Raw genomic sequence first — 21,629 nt, forward strand, 5'->3', positions numbered from 1 at the left:
ACAATATATATTGCATTTGTATATGACGCAGAGATTGCATTTGTATATGCCTGGCAAACTGCAGGATCCGGCATAAGCAAAATACAAATTGATATTGGAAGCATCAATGTCCGGGTTGCTAATATAAACACGAACTTCAATCAGACATGGACATATAGCATATGGCAGACAGCGCTTTCAGGAGCCGCAGATCATCTTTGAAATTATTGGCGGGACTGGGCACGCTGGCTGGCATTGCGCCGCTGAATGCGGCCTGGGCACAAACGCAAGCCAAAACTTTTCGGGTGGGCTGGCAGAAGGGCTCAAATATTGCCCTGCTCAGGGCACGCGGCAATCTGGATGCCCGACTTAAAAAAGAAGGCGTCAGCGTACGCTGGATTGAATTTACGGCCGGCCCGCAAATGCTCGAAGGATTGAATGTGGGCAGTATCGATTTTGCCTGCGTTGGTGAAACACCACCTATCTTTGCCCAGGCGGCGGGTGCCGATCTGGTGTATGTGGCAAGCGAACCGCCGGCACCCAAGGCCGAGAAAATCCTGGTACAGAAAGATTCGTCTATTCAATCCTTTAAGGAACTCAAAGGCAAGCGAGTGGCGCTCAATCGCGGCTCAAATGTGCATTATCTGCTGTTGAAAGTGCTGGAAAGGGAAGGTCTTGCCTACACGGATATCGAGGTGAAATACCTGCCGCCGGCAGATGCCCGGGCAGCTTTTGAAAGCGGCTCGATTGATGCATGGGTTATCTGGGATCCATTTGCCCAGGCTGCAATCGAACAGATCGGCGCACGCGTGCTGGTTGCCGGTCATGACCAGGTACATAACTATAACTTTTACCTTTCAACGGGCGCCTATGCGAAAGCCTACCCCGAGGTGCTCAAGTGGACAATAGAAGAAGTGGATGTTACCGACAAGTGGACAGTCGCGCATTTTGACGAGGCGGCGCAGATTCTGTCGCCGCAGATCGGACTGAGCAAAGAAATTACGCGACATGCACTGGAGAACTATGCGTATGGCGTGGCGTACATCACAGATGAGGTTGCTCAGAATCAGCAGAATATTGCAGATGCATTTTCTTCACAAAAGCTGATTCCTCGTGCATTGGAGATCAGGAATGTTATCTGGCGTCCATGATAAGCCAGCGGACAACGTTGTCGAACCACTAGCCACTGAACAGGAACGGCGGCTATGGCGGGAACGCATCGCAGACAGCAGCCTGGCGCCCTGGCTGGTGCCGATTGGCTTGATTCTGCTATGGCAACTGGCTGCCTGGGCCGGGTGGCTTTCAACCCGTATTGCGCCGTCGCCGCTTGCGGTTGTGCATGCCGCCTGGGAACTGATACGCAGTGGTGAAATCTTCGTTCATCTGTGGGCCAGTTTCGTACGCGCGGCTATCGGGTTTTGCATCGGGGGCGCCCTTGGCTTGGTGCTGGGTTTTCTGAACGGTGGATTCAGGGTATGCGAGCGCCTGCTGGACACGACCATCCAGATGATACGCAACGTACCGCATTTATCGCTTATCCCGCTGGTCATTCTGTGGTTTGGCATTGACGAAGAGGGCAAGCTTTTTCTGGTCGCATTGGGAACGTTGTTCCCCATCTATCTGAATACCTTTCACGGAATTCGCTCCGTTGATCGGGATCTGATCGAGATGGGCCGATCCTATGGTCTTTCAGACTGGCAGCTATTTACCAAAGTTATTCTTCCCGGTGCCATGCCCAGCATTCTGGTTGGAGTGCGGTTCGCGCTGGGTTTCATGTGGCTGACTCTGATTGTTGCTGAAACCATTTCGGCCAGCAGCGGCATAGGCTATATGGCCATGACCGCGCGCGAGTTCATGCAGACCGATATCGTGGTAGTCGCCATTTTGCTATATGCCATTCTTGGCAAACTGGCCGATACCGCCTCGCGCCTGCTTGAACGACGCTTGCTGCGCTGGAATCCCGCATTTAACAAATAAGTCGCGACCACATACCTGGAGCAATGAGTATGGAACAAGAAAACGGCGGAGTAGCGATAAGACTGGAAGGCGCCGGCAAGCGCTTTGGCACACGAACGGTATTGCAGGGAGTCAATCTCAGCGTTGCCGCAGGAGAGTTTCTCTCTGTAGTAGGACGCAGCGGTAGCGGCAAAAGCACGCTTCTGAGGCTGCTTGCGGGCCTGGATACGGCCAGTGTGGGCAGAATCCGGGTGGATGGGAAAGCGGCTGCGCAGTCCAGAGATGACATACGCATCATGTACCAGGATGCACGTCTGTTGCCCTGGCAAACCGTTGCAGACAATGTTGCGCTGGGCCTGAAAGGCAAAGGCAGTCAGGTTCGCAAGGTGGCTCTGGAAGCGCTGGAGCAGGTCGGTCTGTCGGATCGTGCCGACGAATGGCCAAGTGTGCTTTCCGGTGGTCAGCGTCAGCGTGTGGCCCTGGCCCGGGCGCTGGCGCATCGGCCACGATTGTTGCTGCTGGATGAACCGTTAGGAGCGCTGGACGCCCTGACCCGTATCGAGATGCAGGCGTTGATCGAATCACTATGGCGAGATCATCAATTCACTGCGGTCCTGGTTACGCATGATGTGGCTGAAGCCGTTGCACTGGCTGATCGTGTGATTTTGATAGACCAGCATACGATCTCATACGATCTGGATGTCCAGCTTGCACGTCCGCGCCTAAGAGGCGATGCTGACTATGCTGCGCTGGAAGGACAATTACTGTCCCGCTTGCTGGGCAAGAGTGAGCCTCATCACCAATCACAGGCGGCATAGCGCCTCTTTCTTTACAGCGAGCAAAGCGATTTATGACAATTGAACTGAACTGGTATCTGCCCAACCATGGCGATTTCCATGGGTTGACGAATAATCGACTGGGCGAGTCGGCCAACAGGATTCGGGCGAGCACACCTGCCTATCTGGAGTCGGTGGCTCGGGCGATCGAATATGCCGGCTTTAACGCCGTGCTGATTCCTACCGGCCCGACATGTCACGACGGCTGGGTGGTGGCCGCCTCATTGGCTCAGGTGACAACACGCCTGAAATTTCTGGTCGCATTTCGTCCCGGATTTGTTCTGCCTGCCGTAGCTGCGCAAAGTGTGCAGTCGCTGCAGCGAATTACCGGCAACCGCCTGTTGCTCAATGTCGTGACCGGCGGGGATTCGGCAGAGCAGCGCGGTTATGGCGATTTTCTGGATCACGATCAGCGCTATGGGAGAACAGCAGAGTTTCTGGATATTGTCAGGAAAATCTGGGCGGCAGAAAAATTCAATTATGAAGGTGCGCATTATCGTCTGAAAAATGCGGCACTGCTTCGTCCCCTGAATAATCCTCCTCCCATCTATTTCGGTGGCGCCTCGGCTGCAGCTGAGGTCGTCGCTGCACAATACAGCGATACGTATCTGTTCTGGGGCGAGACGCCGGAAATGGTACGGGAGCGGATCCGTCGGGCCGATGCCCTGGCCGCAAGTCACGGTCGCAAGCTTCGTTATGGCTACCGGGTACATATCATTTCCCGCGATACACCGGAACAAGCCTGGGCCGAAGCGGATCGCCTGCTCAGAGAAGTGCCACGGGAAACCATTGAAAAGGCGCAGAGGCAGTTGCAGAAAAGCGAATCGGTGGGGCAGGCACGCATGCGAGCCTTGCGCCAAAGCACGACCTTCAATGACGTTCGTGATCTGGAAGTGTATCCAAACCTGTGGACCGGCGTCGGCCTGGTGCGCGGTGGGGCAGGTACTGCCATCGTAGGAAGCCATGAGCAGGTTGCTGAACGGATTGAAGAATTACATTCTGTGGGTATATCAAGCTTCATTCTGTCGGGTTATCCGAATCTGGAGGAAGCCCTGAATGTTGGCGAAGAAGTCGTCCCGCTGCTGAACAGCAACACTGCCTTGCGTGCTGTTGCCAGCGCCTGATGAAGGAAAAAGATGAGCATTGAATTTAACTGGTTCCTGCCTACGAACGGCGATAGCCGCCACCTGACAGGCAACATCAGCAACCCGCAATTGCGGCCCACACATCTGGCGCATCGCGAGCCGGATGTGGACTATCTGGTGCAGATCGCTCGCGCGGCAGAAGCGACAGGCTTTAACGCGGCCCTTATTCCCACCGGAGCCGCCTGCGAGGATGCGTGGCTGATCGCAGCGGCATTGGCGCAGAACACGGAAAAACTCAAGTTTCTGGTGGCGTTTCGCCCAGGGCTGGAATTGCCGGCCTATGCAGCGCAGAAAGTGGCGGCCATGCAGACCTTCACCAATAACCGGTTGCTGCTGAATGTGGTGACCGGCGGCGATCAGGATCAGCAGGAAGCGTATGGCGACTTTCTTGATCATGACGAACGTTATTCGCGTACGGCTGAGTTTCTGCAGGTTGTCCGGCAGATCTGGCAGGGGCCCGGTCAGGATTTTTCCGGTACTCATTACCAGATTGATAATGGCGGGCTGGTGCGGCCTCTGGCGACACCGCCCTCAATTTATTTTGGTGGCGCCTCGCCGGTGGCCGAGAAGGTGGCAAGCGATGCGGCCGATGTTTATCTGTTGTGGGGGGAAACCCAGGAAATGGTGAAACAGCGGTTGCACCGCGTACGCACTCTGGCACAGCAGCAAGGACGCACGCTTCGCTTTGGCCTGCGTATCCATGTGATCGCCCGTCGTACGCAGGAACAGGCATGGGCAGAGGCGGAAAGGCTGTGGCGTGAGCTGTCGCCGGAAACCATCGCAAAGGCACAAAAATCACTGCGCGCCAGCCAGTCTGTCGGACAGGCCAGAATGCAGCAATTGAATTGCGGCGGGCGCGGCGATTCTGTGCGCGATCTGGAAATAGCCCCTGGCTTGTGGTCCGGGATTGGCCTGGTGCGTGGCGGAGCGGGAACAGCGCTGGTGGGAAGTTATGAGCAGGTTGCAGACTATCTCAAGCAATATCACGATCTTGGTATAGATACATTCATTCTTTCTGGATATGCCAATCTGGAAGAAGCCTGGCGTGTCGGAGAGAACGTGCTGCCACGCGTGCATTAAGACGTCTGCTGCGAGGGTAACGGTGCTGCTGACAATGTGTTAGTCGCAGTCGGGACAAATGAAATAGAAGAGGGGCAATGCAAATTACCCCTCTTTTTTACTGTGGTACGCCCTGCATGGGCGCAGTCCTGCGGGGCATTACGTGTACAGCCTGCGATCAGGCAGCACGACGGTGCCTTGTTGGCTCCTGCGCAGTATCAGGCGCTGCTGTTTCCTGATTCGGCGGGTCCTGCGACTCAGCTGGCGTGTCGCTGACCGGTTCGATTTCGACGCCCAGATGCTGTAGCAGATAACGGCGGATGCGTGCGATCTCATTTTCCCGTGCCGGCGCATGCGCCGGCAAACTCACCGGAACATCCACGGTCAGCTTGCCTTGATCCAGAATCAGGATGCGCTGCGCGAGGTGAATGGCTTCATCTACATCATGTGTCACCAGCAGTACCGCCGGTTCGTGAAGCTGGCACAGTCGTCGCAACAGGGTATGCATGCGCAGACGGGTCAGTGCATCCAGTGCCCCGAACGGCTCATCGGCCAGCAGCAGCTGCGGGTTACGAACCAGCGCCCGAGCCAGCGCGACCCGTTGCTGCTCGCCGCCGGACAATTCAGCGGGCCAGGAGAGCTGACGATTATGCAGGCCGACTTCTTCAAGTGCCTGTGTTGCCCGCTCTTTTACATTGACTCCCTGCAGCCCGAAGCTCACATTGTCCACCAGCCGCTTCCAGGGCAGCAGACGGGCATCCTGAAACACCACGGATAATGAAGACGGTACCTGCAGCGAGCCTTCTCCGACCACGTCGTGATCCAGCCCTGCCAGTGCCCGCAGGAATGTACTTTTCCCTGAACCACTGCGACCCAGCAAGGCGACAAATTCCCCCTTGCCGATTTCCAGATCGATGTTGTCCAGAACGGTACGGGTGCCAAAACGGCGGGTCAGATTCTGTACCGAAACCGCGAGCGTTCTGTTCTGTGGGAGTGTGGCTAATCGTTCAGTGTTTTGCGCCATTTGAGTACCTTTTTCTGTAGTAAACGGACCAGCGTGTCGGAAGTAAGTCCCAGTACTGCGTACAGCGCAAGCCCGACCACAATGACTTCCGTTTGTCCGTAAGTTCGGGCCAATTCAATCATGTAGCCGATGCCACTGGTGGAGTTGACCTGTTCGACCACGACCAGTGCAAGCCATGACGACGTTACCGCAAAGCGCAGCCCAAGAAGAAAACCCGGTAATGCGCCGGGCAGGACAACGTGGCGTATAAACTGGCCACGCGTAACACCCAGGGTTTCGGATAATTCAAGATAGCGACTGTCGATGCTGCGCAGGCAATCATGTGTCTGGATGTAGATAGGCACCACCACAATCATGGCGATGGCGGTGATTTTCATGGATTCGCCAATGCCCAGCCAAAGCATGAGCAGTGGAATCAGCGCCAGGCTGGGTATGGCGCGCTTGATCTGCACCGGGCCGTCAATGATGTATTCGCCAATACGACTCAGTCCGGCAACCACTCCCAGCACGACGCCGAATATCACACCCCAGAACAGCCCCTGCAGCGCCCGGAAAAGGGAAGTTTCAAAGTTACTCCAGAGACGGCCGGACTGGATCAGCTCTGCCGCCGTCTGCACCACCACCCAGGGTGGGGAAAGCGTACGATGGTCTATCAGTCCGGTCCAGGAGCCGACAGTCCAGATGACCAGCAACAGAACCGGCCCGATTGCGCCGCCGTAGCGGATCTCTTTGCCAGGACCCAGGCGCGAGCGACGTGAGGTGGCTGGTTTTGTAGCGGTAATCACATTGCGATTGTGATGGCGATCACCGATTGTGTTCGCCGCGAGTGAGTTAATGGTATTCATTGTTTGCCTAATGTCTGGGTGGCCTGTAGCGACTGAGTGGCGACCTTTTCAAAGCGACGGTCGAAGAGTTTTTCAGCATCCAGACGCTCGTTGCCGGTTTCTTTTGCAAGCAGATCGATGGTTGCCTGCTGACGGGTGATCACATCGTTCCAGTCAGCAGGGATATCGGGCTCTCCGGCAGATTTGGCCAGATACTCGCCATCGGCTGTTTTCAGGCCCTGATCCTGTACGTAATAACCTTCGACCCATTCTTTTGGATGCTCATAGATCCAACGCGTCGCCTTTGCCCAGGCCTGCACATAGGCGCGAGCAGCCGCGGCTTTGGCAGGATCGTCCAGAACAGACTGCAGGGTATAAAGGTGCCATGCATCATCCCGCAGACCGTGCGATATCACACGAGCGCCGTTGCTGCCATAATTGGCCAGATAGCGCGGCTGATTGGCCTCGGCGATGGGGGCTGCATCTACCAGTTTGCTGGCAAGTGCGCTAACGTATACGTCTCCGGTGCTTGGCATCTCCACCAGTGTGACGTCGTCCTTGGTCAGCCCGGCTTTTTGCAGGATGCGCAGCACCAGCGCGCCCTGCGCCTGGCCAGGGCTAAACGCGATTTTTTTACCCTTCAGATCCTCAATGCGGTTGATATCGGCGCCTGGTGCAATGCCCAGCTTGTAGATTGGATGTTCAAGGGGATCCTTGCGAAAAGCCGCAGCAATGATCTTTACCGGCAAACCCGTCCACGTTGCATGAATCGGCGGAATGTCCGCGACAGAGCCAATGTCCAGTGCATTGGCGCGGAAGGCTTCGGTGGTTCGCGGACCGCCGCTGATATTGACCCATTTCGGTGTGAACGGAAGATTTTTTACTTCACCGGAAAGCTCCAGTGCACGCTGTGTTTTCGGGTCGCCAATGGTCAGTGTGGTGCCGGCAGGAACAGTATCGGCAATCGGCGCCGCAGCTGATTGAGCGCTGACCAGCGGTGCACACGTCAGCATAATCGCAATCGTAGCGCAGGCGTGCGCAGTGACCGATGAAAGAATACGAATGTGATTTTTTGAAATCATGTGCGGGTTCCTGTTTTCTGACTCTGTTGATTGAATCGTGCAGTTGAAATAACAGCACTTGTTTTGAGTCTAAAGGAAAGCAAATCTCACACGAAGTACATTATGCTTATATTGTTATGATGTGCAATTGATAGCGAAGCGCAGCGTATCCAATTGCGCTCCACATCAATCTGCATGATCATCATGTTATTGCGGTTGTGCTAACGGTTTGTCGTTGGCCTGTTTCTCGCTACTGCCAGATTGTTGCTGAACATCCGGACGCGGGTCTGGTACAAAGCCATCGCGATTGGGCATCCTGATGGCCGCCAGCGATTTTGCATCCAGGTGTGCATCCTGCGCCACCAGCCCGTTCAGGTGCAGAAGATAGGCGGTAACGGCATATACCTGTTCATTACTCAGGCTTTGCGGCGCGGTCAATGGCATGGCGCGCCTGATATAGTCAAATAAAGTAGGAGCGTAGGGCCAGTAGCTGCCGATTGTTTTGACTGGTTTGCTGCTGGCCAGTGTACCAGCGCCTCCCGCGAGTTTATCGCCACTGGCTCCTTCGCCCTTAGCGCCATGACAGGATGCACATTGCTGGGCGTAAAGACTGGCACCCTGAGCGACCGTGCCGCTGCCATCGGGCAGATTGCGTCCATCGGAAAAAACATTAATGTCCCACGCAGCGATGTCTTCCTGCGTGACGGGCTGTCCAAAGCCGAATTTTTGTTCTGCATGAACGGCGCCGGTCGCTGCACTGATTAACATAGCGCATGCAAGCAGGGCTGCCTTACGGTTGATCGAACATGTACCGGTAAGCGAAGGGTTATGCGCGCGCATGTGTCACCTTTCCGTCAGATGCGATACGCCAGGGTGTAATCGCGTTATTGTGATAAGTATTATTAACGCCGCGCACGGCAACGAGTGATTCCAGCGTGGGTTGTGTGTATCCGGTTTCATCGGTAGCCCGGCTTTGTATAACCACGGGCTCGCCGTTCCATTCCCATGGGAACCGAAAGCGCGTGAGCGCCTTGCTCAGAACCGGCGTTTGCAACTGGGCGGGTTGCCAGGTTTTTCCTTCGTCTAAGGAAATTTCAACTTTGCTAATACGCCCTTTACCGCTCCAGGCGATACCACGGATTTCATGAAATCCCTTGCCGTCAACTTGCTGTCCGCCGGAAGGGCTGGTAATGATAGATTTGGCTTCCATCACAAATGTGAATTCGCGTGCCTTGCCGTCGGGCAGGATGTCCGTGTACTTGGATGTTTCCTCGCGCGAATGCACAGGCTGGTCTGCGACCTGCAAACGCCGCAACCACTTGATACTCATATTGCCTTCAAACCCAGGCAGTAGCAGCCTTAGCGGATACCCCTGCTCGGGCCGCAGGCGCTCGCCATTCTGACTGTATACGAGCATAGCATCGTCCAGACATTTTTCCAGCGGGATGCTGCGGGTCATGCCCGCACCATCGGCGCCTTCGGCAATCACCCATTTGGCTTCGGGCTTCAGGCCAGCCTCTTGCAGTATTGTTTTGAGCGACACACCAGTCCATTCGGCGCAGCTGACCAGACCGTTGACTTCGGCGGCGGTCTTGCCATAGACCGCGTACCCGGGATTGCCGGAGCATTCAAGAAAATAAATCCGGGATTGTGAGGGAAAGCGCCGGATATCATTCAGTGTGAAAGACAGGGCGTTGTCGACCAGTCCGTGCACGACCAGCCTGTGTTCAACGGGGTTGATATCGGGAATGCCATTATGATGACGTTCGTAGAACAGCCCGTTGGGCGTAATAATGCCATCGAGCTCCTGCAGCGGTGTACGGGTCGAGGAAGAAAAATACTGTTTGTCCGTCTTGCGCAGATGGCGAATCACACCGCTTTCAAATTCGGAGGGCTTGCCATAAGGGCGACTGCCAACCAGCGCGCCGGGTTGTTTGGACCACGGTGGGATCGTTAATGCCTTGTCGGTGGCTGCCGCTGCTTCTTTGATCGTTGCCCCCGTCTGGGCTGTTGCCGTTGCCAGACCAGCGCTGCCTGCCAGCACGCCGGTGACCGCTGTCACGCCATTACGCAAAAATCGCCGACGCGTATGCTGTGCGTCTGCTTCTATGACCGCCAAAGCGTCTTCAGTCGAGTCGTTATCCATTTGAATGGTCTCCGGTGCGAACGTTGATTGGGTTGATATGATTGCAATGAGTATAGGATTGCGTTGCAACTGCGTCCAGTAATTGCTACTTATAAATTTAGCGGATGCGGTTATGTGGTGGATCCGAAGCATCAAGCGCGTGGTGTAGCGCTAACATTGATACTGTAGCCGAGAATGGTGGCGAAGTATATGGCAAGTGTAATAATGACGTTTGGCGATTGTCGTGACCACTGCCAGGTATAAGGTTTGTGCAATGGGCGACAACCGGATTGTTCAGTGCCCGTTTTCAGATAGGAAATCAAATACCTGTCTAGCGCTTGGAGATAGCTCTTGAATACGGCGCGTGCCAAGCAGGATCTTACGATCCGCCCATTCTTCATCAAGCCTGACTCTTACCGTATTGGGCACTCTGTATAAATCCACACAGCCTTCCGGCAGTATGCCAATACCCATATTCGCGTTGATAAGCAGACACATGGCATCATAGCCCGACGTTTCAATATCTATCCTGACATTGGTCGATTCTGCCCGTGCTGCATTCAAGAGCTGGTAATTAAGCTGCGTGCCTGCAGTAAGCGTAATGTGGCTATAGTTAAGTGTATCTCTGAAGGAGACCTGATCACGCTTTGCCAGCGGGTGCCCGGCCGGAACCAGCACGATCAGCGTATCTTTGCGAAAAAGCGCAACTTCAATATCTTCCTGATAGGGAATTTGCGTGAAGATGCCAATGTCCAGTTCACCGGCAGCCAGCGCCCGGGTGATGCTCAGGCTGTTTTTTTCTTCCAGATGCAATTGGATGTTGGGATAGCTGGCTGTGAATTGCGCCAGCAAGGGCGCCAGAAACTGGGTGATGGCCGTGGGGTTGGCCGCCAGGGTGACGCTACCGCGCTGTCCCTTGCTGAAGTCGCCAAGCTGGTTTTCCACCGCCTGTACACTGTTAAGAATGGCGCGTCCGCGGTATAGCAGCTCCAGGCCCGCGGGCGTTGGTGTAACGCCGCGGTTGGTCCGGTTCAACAGGATCAGGCCAAGCTTGTCTTCCAGTTCCGACAGGCGGCGGCTGACTGCGGCCGCCGCAATATTTTCCAGTTCTGCTGCGCGACTGATCGTACCCTCATCAACAACCCGTATAAATAATTTTAATGTGAGCAGATCAATTTTCACGGCGCGTTCAATGCAGAAGCGAACCCGCTAGTTACCCGACAGCAAGAATCCTGCGTTGGGCACCCGCGTTTCCAGGTTGAGAGTTTTCAGCATCTGATACACCGTGGCCACGGCAGCGGAGAGCACTGGCTTGCCGATTTTGTCTTCAGCCTTCTGGATGGAAGGCAGCGACGGCATTTGCACGCAGGCAGACAGAATTACTGCATCTACTCCGTCGATGTCCAGACGGGTAACATGCTCCAGCAGGTTGGCCGGATCCAGACGACCGACTTCCAGGTTATCAGAGACTTCCAGGCTGATGGAGTCATGAACACGGATTCCTTCAGCCTCAATGTATTCTATCACGCGCTGTGTGAGCGGCTTCATGTAGGGCGTGATAATGGAGACCTTGCCCAGGTTTTTTTCCTTCAGGCTATCTACCAGTGCGCCGGCCGAGCTCAGTATGGGGATGTTGGTGTTGTTTTCCTGAACCGCTTTTTGCAGACGGGCCTGCGATTGGCGATGATAACCGTTGCCCTGGGCCATGATGGCCACCAGGCAAGCGTAGGCCATGACATCCATGCGGGCATCGCTCAATTCGATGGCGCAGCGGTCACTGGCCTGATCCATCGCGGTCAGTTCCTCCGGTGTGACGCTCATCATCCGCATGCGCGCAGAGTGATAGGTGAATGTTTCGTTGGGGAACAGCTCTCGGCGGGCGTTCAGCATGGCCGGAATTTCGGTTTCCATGGTTGTGTTAGAGCTTGGCACAATCTGACCGATTCGGTAGTTTCTCATTTCTGACCCTTTAAAATCATTGAAAATTGATTGTAGTCAGGCATTTAAATTAAACAAATCAATCATTTACGATGGTGCCATCGCATTATGCGATGGCTGGAAGCGGGCGTGATATCCGCCGTCTAGAGTCCGGAAAACCTCCTCCGAGCCTGCGAATGACGAAATGGTTGTGCAAAAAAGGATCCCCGAGATGACCAGGACAGATCGAAGCCATTCGTGGCAGTGTATCTGTGCCTGCATTGGAGGTGTGTCTGTCGATACCGCGTACGGTGCCATGTGCAGTACAGTATTATGTTCACTGCTCTTCCTCTGGTGCCAAAAACCCATGCACAACACGATCCCTCTTTCTGCGCTGGGCTCCAGAATCTGTATTCTGGGACCATCAAATAGCGGAAAATCTACGCTGGCAGCGGCGATTGCCCGCAAATGTGATCTGGCGCCGGTCCATCTGGATCAGCTTTTTCATGAACCTGATTCTGATTGGGTGCCACGTCCTGCAGCGACCTTTGCCGCTTTGCATGATGCCGCAATCGCGGGCGAGCGCTGGGTGATGGACGGCAACTATTCCCGACATATGCCACAGCGCTTCACGAGAGCTACCGGCATTATTGTGTTGGATGTGCATACGGCGACCAGCCTGTTGCGCTATTTGCGACGAACACTATTTGAGCGAGAACGCTTTGGCGCCCTGGCGGGAGCTCAGGATAGTCTCAAATGGGAGATGATCCGCCATATCACAATTGTTACGCCACGCAATCACGAGCGTTATACTACACTGGCTCAGCAAGCCGCTATACCCACCGTATTGCTGCCATCGGTGCGTGCCATTAATGGTATTTACAGGCAATGGGGGCTCGATCGACGCCCACAGGACTGATCCACGGACACTTGCGCCAGGTGCGATGGCTATTCGGTATGTTAACTATTGATCAATACCTATCGGAGGATCTATGTTCAGAAAAGTTTTACTGTGTCCCGTGCTTGCATGTACTGCGCTACTGTCTTTTGCAGGGAATGACAGCTATGCCGTCACACAAGGCGGTATGAATCAGGCCGCCAATACCGACTATAAAAAAGCCGACGCGCAATTGAACGAGGTCTATCGCCAGGTGCTCAAGAAGCTTGAGGCTTCCGAGCAGGCAGCGTTGAAAGCCGCCCAGAACGCGTGGATTCACTTCCGTGACCTTGATTGCCAATTTCAAAGCGCCGGATCGCAAGGGGGATCCATTCATTCAATGGTTGTTTCCGGTTGCCTGACCGACAAGACGCAAGCCCGGATCAATGAGTTAAAAATGCTGCTTCAATGCCAGGAAGGCGATGTGTCGTGTGTTACGGCACCGTGATGTGTGATGAGCGACCGACATAACGGGTCCGCAACGGGTTGATAATGCAGCGGCCGGGCGCAGATTTTCCTTCTGAACATTAAGAAAGTTATTAATCTGTAAATAAGGTTTAACGCCATTGTTTTCAGTACTAGGATAATAACTATAGACTTCTTTTTAACATCGTTCCGACATGGCAATTGCCATAAGGAAGGGAGGTGAAAATGGTCTGGCATACCGCTTTTTTCTTCACACTGGCGTTCGTATCAGCAATACTGGGCTTCGGCGGTTTTTTGACCTGGGGCGCGTTGGTGGCGCAAATTCTGTTTATCGTATTTCTGGTACTTGCGTTGTTCACTATTTTTATTCGGAAGAAACGCTAAGCGGCACAAAGGAAAATCATGGTTTTGCAGACTGTGCAGATCTTGCAGGCGAGGCTGCCGACGCCATGATGCCAGGATAGCGTTGTAATGGCAGTGCTTCTCATGCACTATTATTAAAGGATCAGGCACCCTCTCAGGGTGCCTTTGATTTGTGCGCTCAGCATGGGCACACTCCTGCGGGTGCCGACGTTAGTCCGTTATGCATTCTTCTTACACCTGGCCTCATTGCACCCGCGGATGATCCTATTTATGATTCCGCTCAGACACAATCAAAAATACAGATTCAGGTGCGCGCACCTATCCGAAGTAGTCGATTGAAATATTTATTGATCGATATCAAATTGGCCGTCACATGCATAAGATATAAATACGATAAGATTGAAAGTTCAATCAACCATTTCAGAAAAGCCGTTCAATACCATGTGGCCTGCCGGTTGCAAGCCTATTGACGTGCTTCAGTATCGCGGGTTGCGGGGCACGTTGGCCTCGTTTTCTGTCGAAAAACAGACCGCGTACGCCTGATCCCTGATTTTCCCAGTACTGGGGCCGCAGGCTGCCGGCATACTGCTATTTCTGTCGTTTCAGTAGACGTGTGCGCCGGAGTAACTGATAACTTATGTTTTTATAAATGGAGGTTTTCATTGTCGCTGTTTGATTCATCAGATAAATATGGTTTGGTTTCCCGTGCCTTGCACTGGCTGATGGCTTTAGGCTTCGTCTGGATGTTTTTTACCGCTGCCCTGCATTATTTTGCGGATGAAACACCTATTACAGATGCGCTATGGCCAACCCACCCGGTCATGGGGTTCACCGTGTTCTGTCTGGCCATTCTCAGAGTGGTATGGGCGGTGGTCAATATGTCGCGCAGGCCACCGTCGCTATCGCTCTTATCTGGATTGGGACATAGTGTGCTGTATGCGCTCATGCTGGTCATTCCGGCACTGGCATTATTACGCAACTACGGCGCGGATCGTCCGTTCTCGTATCTGGGGATTTCTCTGATGGCGCCTACCGGTCAAAAAACGCAATGGATGATCGATCTGGCCGGATTGTTGCACGGCGAGCTTGGCTGGACAATGCTGGCATTGGTGCTGGGTCATATTGGTATGGTCGTTGTCCACAAAAAATCGTCCAGCACGACCGATGTGCTGCCGCGCATGCTTTAAGAGGGAACGGTAGCACTTCCCATATCGCTTTTGTTTTTTTTTAAGGCAGATCACCTGCAGCACAGGTCTGCCAATAGCCGGCATTGCCTTGAGACAGCGTGCTGGCTTTTTTGTGAGCGTCTGCTTTTGCAGGCGCTCATTCGAACGACCTGTGTGCGAACGACATTTGTGATTTTCGTGGCTTTTGCGATGGACAGCAGAACAGGTGTAATATGACATCAAGGAGCCAGAAGATGACAGCAACATTCAAAAAAGGTGACCATGTCACCTGGAACAGCGAAGCGGGCAGGGTGTCGGGCAGGATCACGGTTGTCCATACCAGTGATTTCGAATATAAGGGATATGTCCATCATGCTTCAAAAGATGACCCGCAATATGAAATAAAAAGCGACAAGACGGATCACATTGCTGCGCATAAAGGCGCAGCGTTGCGACATCTTAAGTGAACAACAGTTTCTCGGTGTGATGCCCGCTATGACGGCCTGATCTGCCTGGCCCACGAGCACCGGCCAGCATGGATGGTCTGCCTTTATCGTGCGATCGGGGTCATAACAGGACTGCATGGTCAACCCGGATCCCTTCAGATATGAAAAATTCGATAAAAATTGCTGACGAACGCACGTTCGAACAATATATCCAGGCGATTCGCAGCTGTCGGGTGTGTCACGATCAGCCTCGCTATGGGCAGGCCATGAGCCCTGAACCACGTCCCATTATCCAGGTATCCCAGACTGCATCCATCTGTATCGCCAGTCAGGCGCCCGGTACGCGGGTGTATGAAACCGGGCGACCTTTCAACGATGCATCCGGTGTTCGACTCAGACAATGGATGGGTATCGCTGACCAGGACTTCTACGACGAGACCAAAGTTGCGATTCTTCCCATGGGATTCTGCTTTCCCGGATTAAGGGCCGATGGCAGCGATCTGCCGCCACGGCGTGAGTGCAAGGAACTGTGGCGCGAGCAGTTGTTTGCCCGCTTGCCTAATTTGAGACTGATATTAACGATAGGCGGCTATGCCCAGCGCTGGCATATGGGCCCGCAGGTCGCGCGCCAAGGGGTTACGGAAACGGTGCGGGCCTGGCGCCAGTACTATCATGCCGGTCCATCTTTGCGCCTCTATCCGCTGCCGCATCCCTCGTGGCACAACAACCGCTGGCTTAAGCAACATACCTGGTTCGAGGATGAAGTGCTGCCTCAATTGCAGCGCGATATACGTCAATTGCTCGCCTGAGCATTTCATAAGGCGTGATCTGTCCCTCCCGATAGGGTGTCATTTTGTCTGAATTCCGCGCGTTGACGGGCCGCGGAATCACTAGGGTAGACATCATGTCCAGATGTCATGATGTCTCGCAATTCACCGCGTGATGCTTTTGCTATAAGAAATTAGTATTCCGTGCATGAGATTTTGATATTGGCCTGATTCTAATCAGATATCTATACTGGCAGCCTACTGTTCACCTCTGGATATACCAAATGCTGCCACATAATCTGGAGCGCCTGAGGGCGCAGCATCCCGCGAAAAACCTGTCAATCAACGGCCAGAACTGGAAGATCATAGACGTAGGGTCGGGCTCACTGCCATTGGTCATGTTGCCTGGGGCGCTGGGATCGGCAGATTCGTTTTATAAGCAGATTCTGCATTTCAGCCGTGAAGGGCGGGTTATTTCCGCTAACTATCCATTGTCATCGGATCCATCGACGCTTGTCGACTCATTCAGGCAATTGCTTGATCAACTGCACATCGACGAGATTGTTTTGTTCGGTACGTCGCTTGGCGGATATATCGCGCAGCGATTCTATGAGAAGTGGCCCGATATGGTACGTAAACTGATCATTGGCAATAGCTTCGTTGATTCTTCACGTCTCTTGTCAACTGAAATGTTTGATCCGATGCTTGCCAGGAATCATTCGGCAAATGAACTGCTAACGCTATGGCGGCAACGTATCGAACACAACGTGGCGGCTAACGGTTCATCCGAGTTATCGGATGTGACGCTGGACTTTTTGCGAACCCCTGCCAATGCTGAACAACTAAAAGCACGCTTGCTGACACTGGCACATTCCGAGAGGGTAATCGGAGAAACGGCCGCCAAGGTGGCGATTATCGATTGTGAAAATGATGCGATTGTCGATCCCGAGACCCGTCAGGAGTGCAGACATTGTTACCCAAATGCACGGATTTACAGTTTGTCAGAGGGCGGACACTATCCATATATCCTGAACTCAGCCCAATTCAACGACATTATTACCACTGAAATTGCCGACTACTGGCAACAGGTAGCCCCAGCAACCATAAATAGATAACGCATCAAACGGAGATACAGATGAGTAAAAGCCAGAAGCTTCCAACAGTGACGCTCAACTATGAGCAAATGCAAAGCAGAATTGCCCGGTTCAAAGACATGAAGGGTTTTGATGGCGGTCTTCCAGATAGTGATATTGACGGATCTCGCAGGACCTTGATCAATGCAGTTGGATTTCAACCACCCCTGGAAACAGAAAAGGCCGGATCACCTGTGGGTTCGGAAGCAGCGCGCAATGCGGCGATAAAAATTCGCGAAGGATTCAACTTAGGGTACTGTCGCTGTAAACCTGGAAACGGTCCGCTCATGCATAATCACGATACGAATGAGACATTTATCCCCATGACAGGAAAATGGCGTTGCTCGTGGAATGAAGAGGATCCACAATTTGTGGATGTGGGGCCCATGGATGTGGTGTCGTTTCCTCCCGGCGTTCTGCGGCGATTCGAAAATATTACTTTCGATGAGCCGGACATGGAGCACATTCTGATGTTTGTGATCGCCGGAGATGCGCCCACAGCCGAATTCACCGATAACGCCCTGGCCATTGTTCAGGAAAAAACAAAGATCTGAACAACTGGCTTGATCAGTCAATAATTATTATACGGAGACAATTATGGTTAATGCAGGCGCGCGTCTGGATCGTTTGCCGATCACGGCATTTCATCGGAAGCTACTATATCTCATCGGTCTGGGTGGTCTTTTTGACTCCTTCGATATCTACCTTGGCGGCAGTGTGCTGGCTGCTCTGGTTGAAGAAGGCTGGTCGGATGTCAATATGAACGCCTGGTTCATTTCCGCAACATTTGGCGGAATGACGCTAGGCGCATGGCTGGCAGGCGTGCTGGGTGATCGATACGGAAGGAAATTCACTTACCAAACGAATTTGCTTATTTTTGGGCTGGCTTCTCTGGCAGCGGTCTTTGCTCCGTCCATGTCCTGGTTGATCTTTTTTCGTTTTGTCATGGGCCTGGGGCTGGGCGCAGAACTGGTGGCGGCAACGGGCATGCTCTCTGAGTTTATCCCTCCCAATCATCGCGGGCGTTGGTATGCGCTTATGTCCTGTCTGATCAATTTCGGGATGTTCCTGCAAACCGTTTTAAGTCAGTACCTTATTCCAAACTACAGCTGGCGATCCATGTTTCTTGTTGCTGCCGTAGGGGCGCTCGCATTGTGGTTCGCGCGCAAGAATATGCCGGAATCTCCGCGCTGGCTTGAGCAGCAAGGTCGTTTCGAGGAAGCGGATGCCATTCTTACTAAAATCGAAACCGAAGTACAAACTCAGATTGGGGCTCCATTGCCTGATCCTGTTGTGCATGCCAGGCAAGCACAAAGCACAGCGTCCCTTGCCAGTCTCTTCAAGCCGGGCATTATTTCACGTACTATTGTCGCGAGCATTATATGCATCGTGGTCAACACAACGGCATTCAGTTTTGTGACGTGGTTGCCAACGTTTTTTGTCAAGGAGGGCCTGTCGGTTGCATCATCACTTGAGTTCCTGACGTTTATGTCCTTTGGTGGACCGATAGGCGCCATTGTCGGGTATTTGCTGGCAGATAAACTGGGGCGTCGCGTGGGGATTTTATGCTCAGTTCCATGTGCGCTTGTTTTTGCGTTAATTTATCCTTTTACAAGAGATCCGATTCTGACTCCTTTGGTTGGGTTCTTTTTCCTTACGTCCCTCTATGCTTTCTTTGCTTTCGGCTTTTATGGGTACCTTGGCGAATTGTTTCCCACGGCGTTTCGTCTGCGCGGAATCGGCTTTGCGCACACTGTAGGACGGGCAGCAACGATGGCAACACCTTTTATTGTTGCAGTGTTGTACACGCATTACGAAATCTACGGTGTTATTGGGCTGGTGGCGATCAGTCTGGTCTCGGTATTTATCGCAGTTCTGTTCTGGGGTCTTGAAACAAGAAACAGAACACTGGAACAACTGGAGGAAAATGTAGACATCATGCAAAACAGCGAAGCCGATGCCGGTCTGGTGTCCCGAACAAGCCCTTAATGTAATCGTTCGATAAGCGCGCTACAAGAATACCCATTACAATTGTGATGGGTATTTTATTTCGGTATGGTTTGCGGGCATCTTTATGAATCTTAAGCAGATTTCCTACTTTATAAAAATTGCAGAGCTGCGCAGTTTTACCCTGGCGGCCAATGCGTTATATGTCTCTCAGCCTGCCTTATCAAGACAAATGAGCCAGCTGGAAGATGAAATAGGTACTGCTTTATTCATTCGTTCAGATAAAGGGCTGAAACTGACCGAAGCGGGCGTATTGCTCAGACGACGTGCTCCGGCCATACTCAGTGATGTTGCGCAACTGCGTAACGACCTGCAAACCGCCTATTCTCAGGCGCCCGCGGGCGTGCTTTCGGTGGGCATCGGCATGTCTTTAAGGGATATACTTACTGTGCCGGTTATAGCCGGCTTTCAAAAGGTATATCCAAATGTGGCACTGGATATTCTTGAAAGTGTCACAGGGCCATTAGTCGAAGATATCAAAAGCGGCAATATTGATTGTGCGCTGGTTTTCGAACTGGATCCTTCTGCACAGGTTATTGCAGAACCTTTTGTGAAAGAGCGTTTATTCCTGGTCGGACCGCCAGATGCCAGCTTTAGGGGCAGAGCGTCAATGAATGCAAACGAAATATTTGACAATGCATTGATTTCAACCAAAGCGGATAATCCAATCCGCAAGAAAATTGAAACGATTGCTCAGGGCCTGTGCAAGGAACCCAAAATTGCATTTGAAACCAACGCCGTCTCGACCATGGTCAGTTGCGTTGTATTGGGTGGTTATTATTCCGTACTTCCCTATTCTTCGATTTGCAAAGCTGTTCAGGAAGGCAGGGTAGCGGCGGTTCCTGTTGAAGACTTGACACTAGATTGGACATTTGTCTATTCGAAAAGCTTTGGCTTATCGTTGGCTGCCAAAGTCTTCCGGGATTTCTTATTCACCCAGGCAGAAGGCACTATTTCGAGTGGCCTGTGGCCATTCACTGAGGCGCTGTTTACCCAAGGCCTAGTGTCGCAGGAGTAGTGGTACCCATTTGGCTGCTATTGCGGTAGTTTAAATCAGGGGAGACTGTTTGACAGTACGATTGTCTTCTTACCCGCCTGATTAAATTTACCGACTGGTACAAGGGCATTGCGCCTCGCACGCCTGTACCGGCAAAACTTCCTTGATCAGCAACATCATTACAAATGAAATCGGCTGCTTTCTCTGACGATCAGATCACATGGCAACTGGTCTTCAACGATGCTGTCTTGGCCTTCTTGTGCTGCCGTCAACTGCTGCAGTACAGTCCGGGCTGCATGCTGACCAATCTGATAGCGTGCAGGGCGCAGGGTTGTCAGGGCCGGTCGCAGTCTTGCTGAAATGGGCGCATCCCCAAACCCGGCAATTGCGCAATCGCGAGGCAGTATTAGATTGCATAAGGGGGCGTGCAATATCGCACCAGCCGCTATATTGTCATTGGCAAAAATCAAAGCCTGAGGTCGGGAATCGGCAGGTAAATGGGATAATCCTTCGATGCAGACTGCACCAGCCTCGAATTCGTCGTCCTCCGGGACAATCTGCACATTTGCTTTTATGCCCGCGCTCGTCATGGCGTCTGCATAGCCTTGCGCGCGCTGTTTGGCGCGGAAGTCTTCAGTTGTTTGTGACATGACAAACTGTATTCGCGTAGCGCCTTGTTCCAGAAAATGCCTGGCCAGTATGGCGCCGGTTTCAATATGCGGGAACCCCACTTGATGAAACGGCCGTCCGGGTACCAGACCCCAGGCTTCGATCACGGGGATATTAAGTGCACGTAGCATGGCTTCGGCCGCCGGCGTGTGATCGTGTCGGGTCAGAATCAGGGCGGTGGGGTGCCAGCCAACAAAAGTGCGGATAGCCTGTTCTTCCAGTTCCTGAGAGTACTGGGCGTTGGCCAGAAGCAGTTGCAATCCCGATGCCTGTAATTCATCAGTCATGCCTTTTACCAAGTCAGCAAAAGTTGCGCTGGCAATGTTCTGCATGACCGCGCAAACCACTCTTCCGTGTCCTGAGGCCAGGCCGCCAGCCACCTGACTGGGTACGTAGCCGATTCTGTCGATAATTTCGCGCAAGCGTTCTCGTAATGCAGCGGAGACTTTATCCGGGCAATTGAAGTAGCGCGAAACGGTAATGGACGAAACGCCGGCCAGCGCGGCCACGTCGTGGATGGTGTAGGAGCCTGCTTTGCGGCGCGTGGTACGTGCTGTTTGTTTTTGAGTCATGGTTTATCCCAATGGCGTGCTGTTTGGCCACCGCCCTACAATTATATCAATGTTACCGGTAACAGTTACCGGTAACATACGATCCCGGCTAAATGTATTCGTACGACTGCCTCACACCTATGACACGCCCCACCCTACCTGTTGTCACGCCGTATCGCCGGTGCGACGGGGAAAACCCGTCAGACCATGGCTGCCCTTGTGGTGGACAATATTTTGCAGC

At 53.1% G+C, this 21,629-nt stretch carries 23 protein-coding genes; 15 read left to right on the plus strand and 8 right to left on the minus strand.

What is annotated here, in order from left to right:
• Nucleotides 1-161: 161 nt before the first annotated feature.
• From MIM_RS00800 to MIM_RS00820, 5 genes are read left to right on the plus strand one after another with little or no spacing between them, the layout of a single operon-like run.
• Nucleotides 162-1,130: a sulfonate ABC transporter substrate-binding protein gene (locus tag MIM_RS00800; protein WP_025370852.1), complete on the plus strand. Its 969-nt coding sequence runs from the start codon at nucleotides 162-164 to the stop codon at nucleotides 1,128-1,130.
• Nucleotides 1,111-1,956, plus strand: coding sequence for an aliphatic sulfonate ABC transporter permease SsuC (gene ssuC, locus MIM_RS00805; RefSeq protein ID WP_025370853.1), 846 nt, complete (start codon nucleotides 1,111-1,113; stop codon nucleotides 1,954-1,956). The genes MIM_RS00800 and ssuC overlap by 20 nt, the downstream gene beginning before the upstream one ends.
• Nucleotides 1,957-1,985: 29 nt before the next feature.
• On the plus strand, nucleotides 1,986-2,753 hold the full coding sequence (locus tag MIM_RS00810) for an ATP-binding cassette domain-containing protein (protein ID WP_144084564.1): 768 nt from the start codon (nucleotides 1,986-1,988) through the stop codon (nucleotides 2,751-2,753).
• Nucleotides 2,754-2,785: 32 nt separating this feature from the next.
• Entirely contained in the window at nucleotides 2,786-3,895 is a 1,110-nt protein-coding gene (locus tag MIM_RS00815) for an LLM class flavin-dependent oxidoreductase (RefSeq protein WP_025370854.1), read from the plus strand.
• A gap of 12 nt (nucleotides 3,896-3,907) precedes the next feature.
• Nucleotides 3,908-4,996 (plus strand): LLM class flavin-dependent oxidoreductase, encoded by a 1,089-nt coding sequence (locus MIM_RS00820; protein ID WP_025370855.1) that lies wholly within the window; start codon nucleotides 3,908-3,910, stop codon nucleotides 4,994-4,996.
• Nucleotides 4,997-5,153: 157 nt separating this feature from the next.
• Here MIM_RS00820 and MIM_RS00825 read toward each other — a convergent pair whose 3' ends face one another.
• From MIM_RS00825 to MIM_RS00855, 7 genes are all read right to left on the minus strand, one after another.
• Nucleotides 5,154-5,999 carry an ABC transporter ATP-binding protein gene (locus MIM_RS00825; RefSeq protein WP_025370856.1) on the minus strand — a complete coding sequence of 282 codons (846 nt, stop codon included), beginning with the start codon at nucleotides 5,997-5,999 and terminating at the stop codon, nucleotides 5,154-5,156.
• Complete coding sequence (locus MIM_RS00830; protein ID WP_025370857.1) at nucleotides 5,975-6,844, minus strand: ABC transporter permease; 870 nt, start codon at nucleotides 6,842-6,844, stop codon at nucleotides 5,975-5,977. Before MIM_RS00830 ends, MIM_RS00825 begins: the two co-directional genes overlap by 25 nt.
• Nucleotides 6,841-7,905: an ABC transporter substrate-binding protein gene (locus MIM_RS00835; RefSeq protein ID WP_025370858.1), complete on the minus strand. Its 1,065-nt coding sequence runs from the start codon at nucleotides 7,903-7,905 to the stop codon at nucleotides 6,841-6,843. The genes MIM_RS00830 and MIM_RS00835 overlap by 4 nt, the downstream gene beginning before the upstream one ends.
• A gap of 186 nt (nucleotides 7,906-8,091) precedes the next feature.
• The gene (locus MIM_RS00840; protein ID WP_042069807.1) at nucleotides 8,092-8,724 is read right to left on the minus strand and encodes a c-type cytochrome; all 633 of its coding nucleotides are present in this window, start codon (nucleotides 8,722-8,724) and stop codon (nucleotides 8,092-8,094) included.
• Nucleotides 8,711-10,030 carry a sulfite dehydrogenase gene (gene soxC / locus MIM_RS00845; RefSeq protein ID WP_025370860.1) on the minus strand — a complete coding sequence of 440 codons (1,320 nt, stop codon included), beginning with the start codon at nucleotides 10,028-10,030 and terminating at the stop codon, nucleotides 8,711-8,713. Before soxC ends, MIM_RS00840 begins: the two co-directional genes overlap by 14 nt.
• A gap of 273 nt (nucleotides 10,031-10,303) precedes the next feature.
• A complete protein-coding gene (locus MIM_RS00850; RefSeq protein ID WP_025370861.1) occupies nucleotides 10,304-11,191 on the minus strand; it encodes a LysR substrate-binding domain-containing protein in 888 nt (295 codons plus the stop codon).
• A 27-nt stretch (nucleotides 11,192-11,218) separates the two neighbouring features.
• Nucleotides 11,219-11,968, minus strand: coding sequence for a maleate cis-trans isomerase family protein (locus MIM_RS00855; RefSeq protein ID WP_025370862.1), 750 nt, complete (start codon nucleotides 11,966-11,968; stop codon nucleotides 11,219-11,221).
• Between the two features lie 325 nt (nucleotides 11,969-12,293).
• Here MIM_RS00855 and MIM_RS00860 point away from each other — a divergent pair, with 325 nt between their 5' ends.
• The 10 genes from MIM_RS00860 to MIM_RS00900 all read left to right on the plus strand — a co-directional run bounded on the left by MIM_RS00860 (nucleotide 12,294) and on the right by MIM_RS00900 (nucleotide 20,189).
• A complete protein-coding gene (locus MIM_RS00860; RefSeq protein ID WP_245592801.1) occupies nucleotides 12,294-12,845 on the plus strand; it encodes a P-loop NTPase family protein in 552 nt (183 codons plus the stop codon).
• Between the two features lie 73 nt (nucleotides 12,846-12,918).
• Nucleotides 12,919-13,311, plus strand: coding sequence for a lysozyme inhibitor LprI family protein (locus MIM_RS00865; RefSeq protein WP_025370864.1), 393 nt, complete (start codon nucleotides 12,919-12,921; stop codon nucleotides 13,309-13,311).
• 172 nt (nucleotides 13,312-13,483) lie between these two features.
• Complete coding sequence (locus tag MIM_RS23630; protein WP_407638126.1) at nucleotides 13,484-13,753, plus strand: hypothetical protein; 270 nt, start codon at nucleotides 13,484-13,486, stop codon at nucleotides 13,751-13,753.
• Nucleotides 13,754-14,314: 561 nt separating this feature from the next.
• A complete protein-coding gene (locus MIM_RS00870) occupies nucleotides 14,315-14,839 on the plus strand; it encodes a cytochrome b (RefSeq protein WP_025370865.1) in 525 nt (174 codons plus the stop codon).
• 233 nt (nucleotides 14,840-15,072) lie between these two features.
• Entirely contained in the window at nucleotides 15,073-15,285 is a 213-nt protein-coding gene (locus tag MIM_RS00875) for a hypervirulence associated TUDOR domain-containing protein (protein ID WP_025370866.1), read from the plus strand.
• A gap of 140 nt (nucleotides 15,286-15,425) precedes the next feature.
• Nucleotides 15,426-16,073 carry a uracil-DNA glycosylase family protein gene (locus tag MIM_RS00880; protein WP_025370867.1) on the plus strand — a complete coding sequence of 216 codons (648 nt, stop codon included), beginning with the start codon at nucleotides 15,426-15,428 and terminating at the stop codon, nucleotides 16,071-16,073.
• A 242-nt stretch (nucleotides 16,074-16,315) separates the two neighbouring features.
• Complete coding sequence (locus tag MIM_RS00885) at nucleotides 16,316-17,146, plus strand: alpha/beta fold hydrolase (protein WP_025370868.1); 831 nt, start codon at nucleotides 16,316-16,318, stop codon at nucleotides 17,144-17,146.
• A 20-nt stretch (nucleotides 17,147-17,166) separates the two neighbouring features.
• A complete protein-coding gene (locus MIM_RS00890) occupies nucleotides 17,167-17,718 on the plus strand; it encodes a cupin domain-containing protein (RefSeq protein ID WP_025370869.1) in 552 nt (183 codons plus the stop codon).
• A gap of 43 nt (nucleotides 17,719-17,761) precedes the next feature.
• Entirely contained in the window at nucleotides 17,762-19,153 is a 1,392-nt protein-coding gene (locus tag MIM_RS00895) for an MFS transporter (RefSeq protein WP_042069809.1), read from the plus strand.
• A gap of 85 nt (nucleotides 19,154-19,238) precedes the next feature.
• A complete protein-coding gene (locus MIM_RS00900; RefSeq protein WP_025370871.1) occupies nucleotides 19,239-20,189 on the plus strand; it encodes a LysR family transcriptional regulator in 951 nt (316 codons plus the stop codon).
• Between the two features lie 158 nt (nucleotides 20,190-20,347).
• Here MIM_RS00900 and MIM_RS00905 read toward each other — a convergent pair whose 3' ends face one another.
• Nucleotides 20,348-21,409, minus strand: coding sequence for a LacI family DNA-binding transcriptional regulator (locus tag MIM_RS00905; RefSeq protein ID WP_025370872.1), 1,062 nt, complete (start codon nucleotides 21,407-21,409; stop codon nucleotides 20,348-20,350).
• Nucleotides 21,410-21,629 lie beyond the last annotated feature (220 nt).

The organism is Advenella mimigardefordensis DPN7 (assembly GCF_000521505.1).
GTDB lineage: Bacteria > Pseudomonadota > Gammaproteobacteria > Burkholderiales > Burkholderiaceae_B > Advenella > Advenella mimigardefordensis.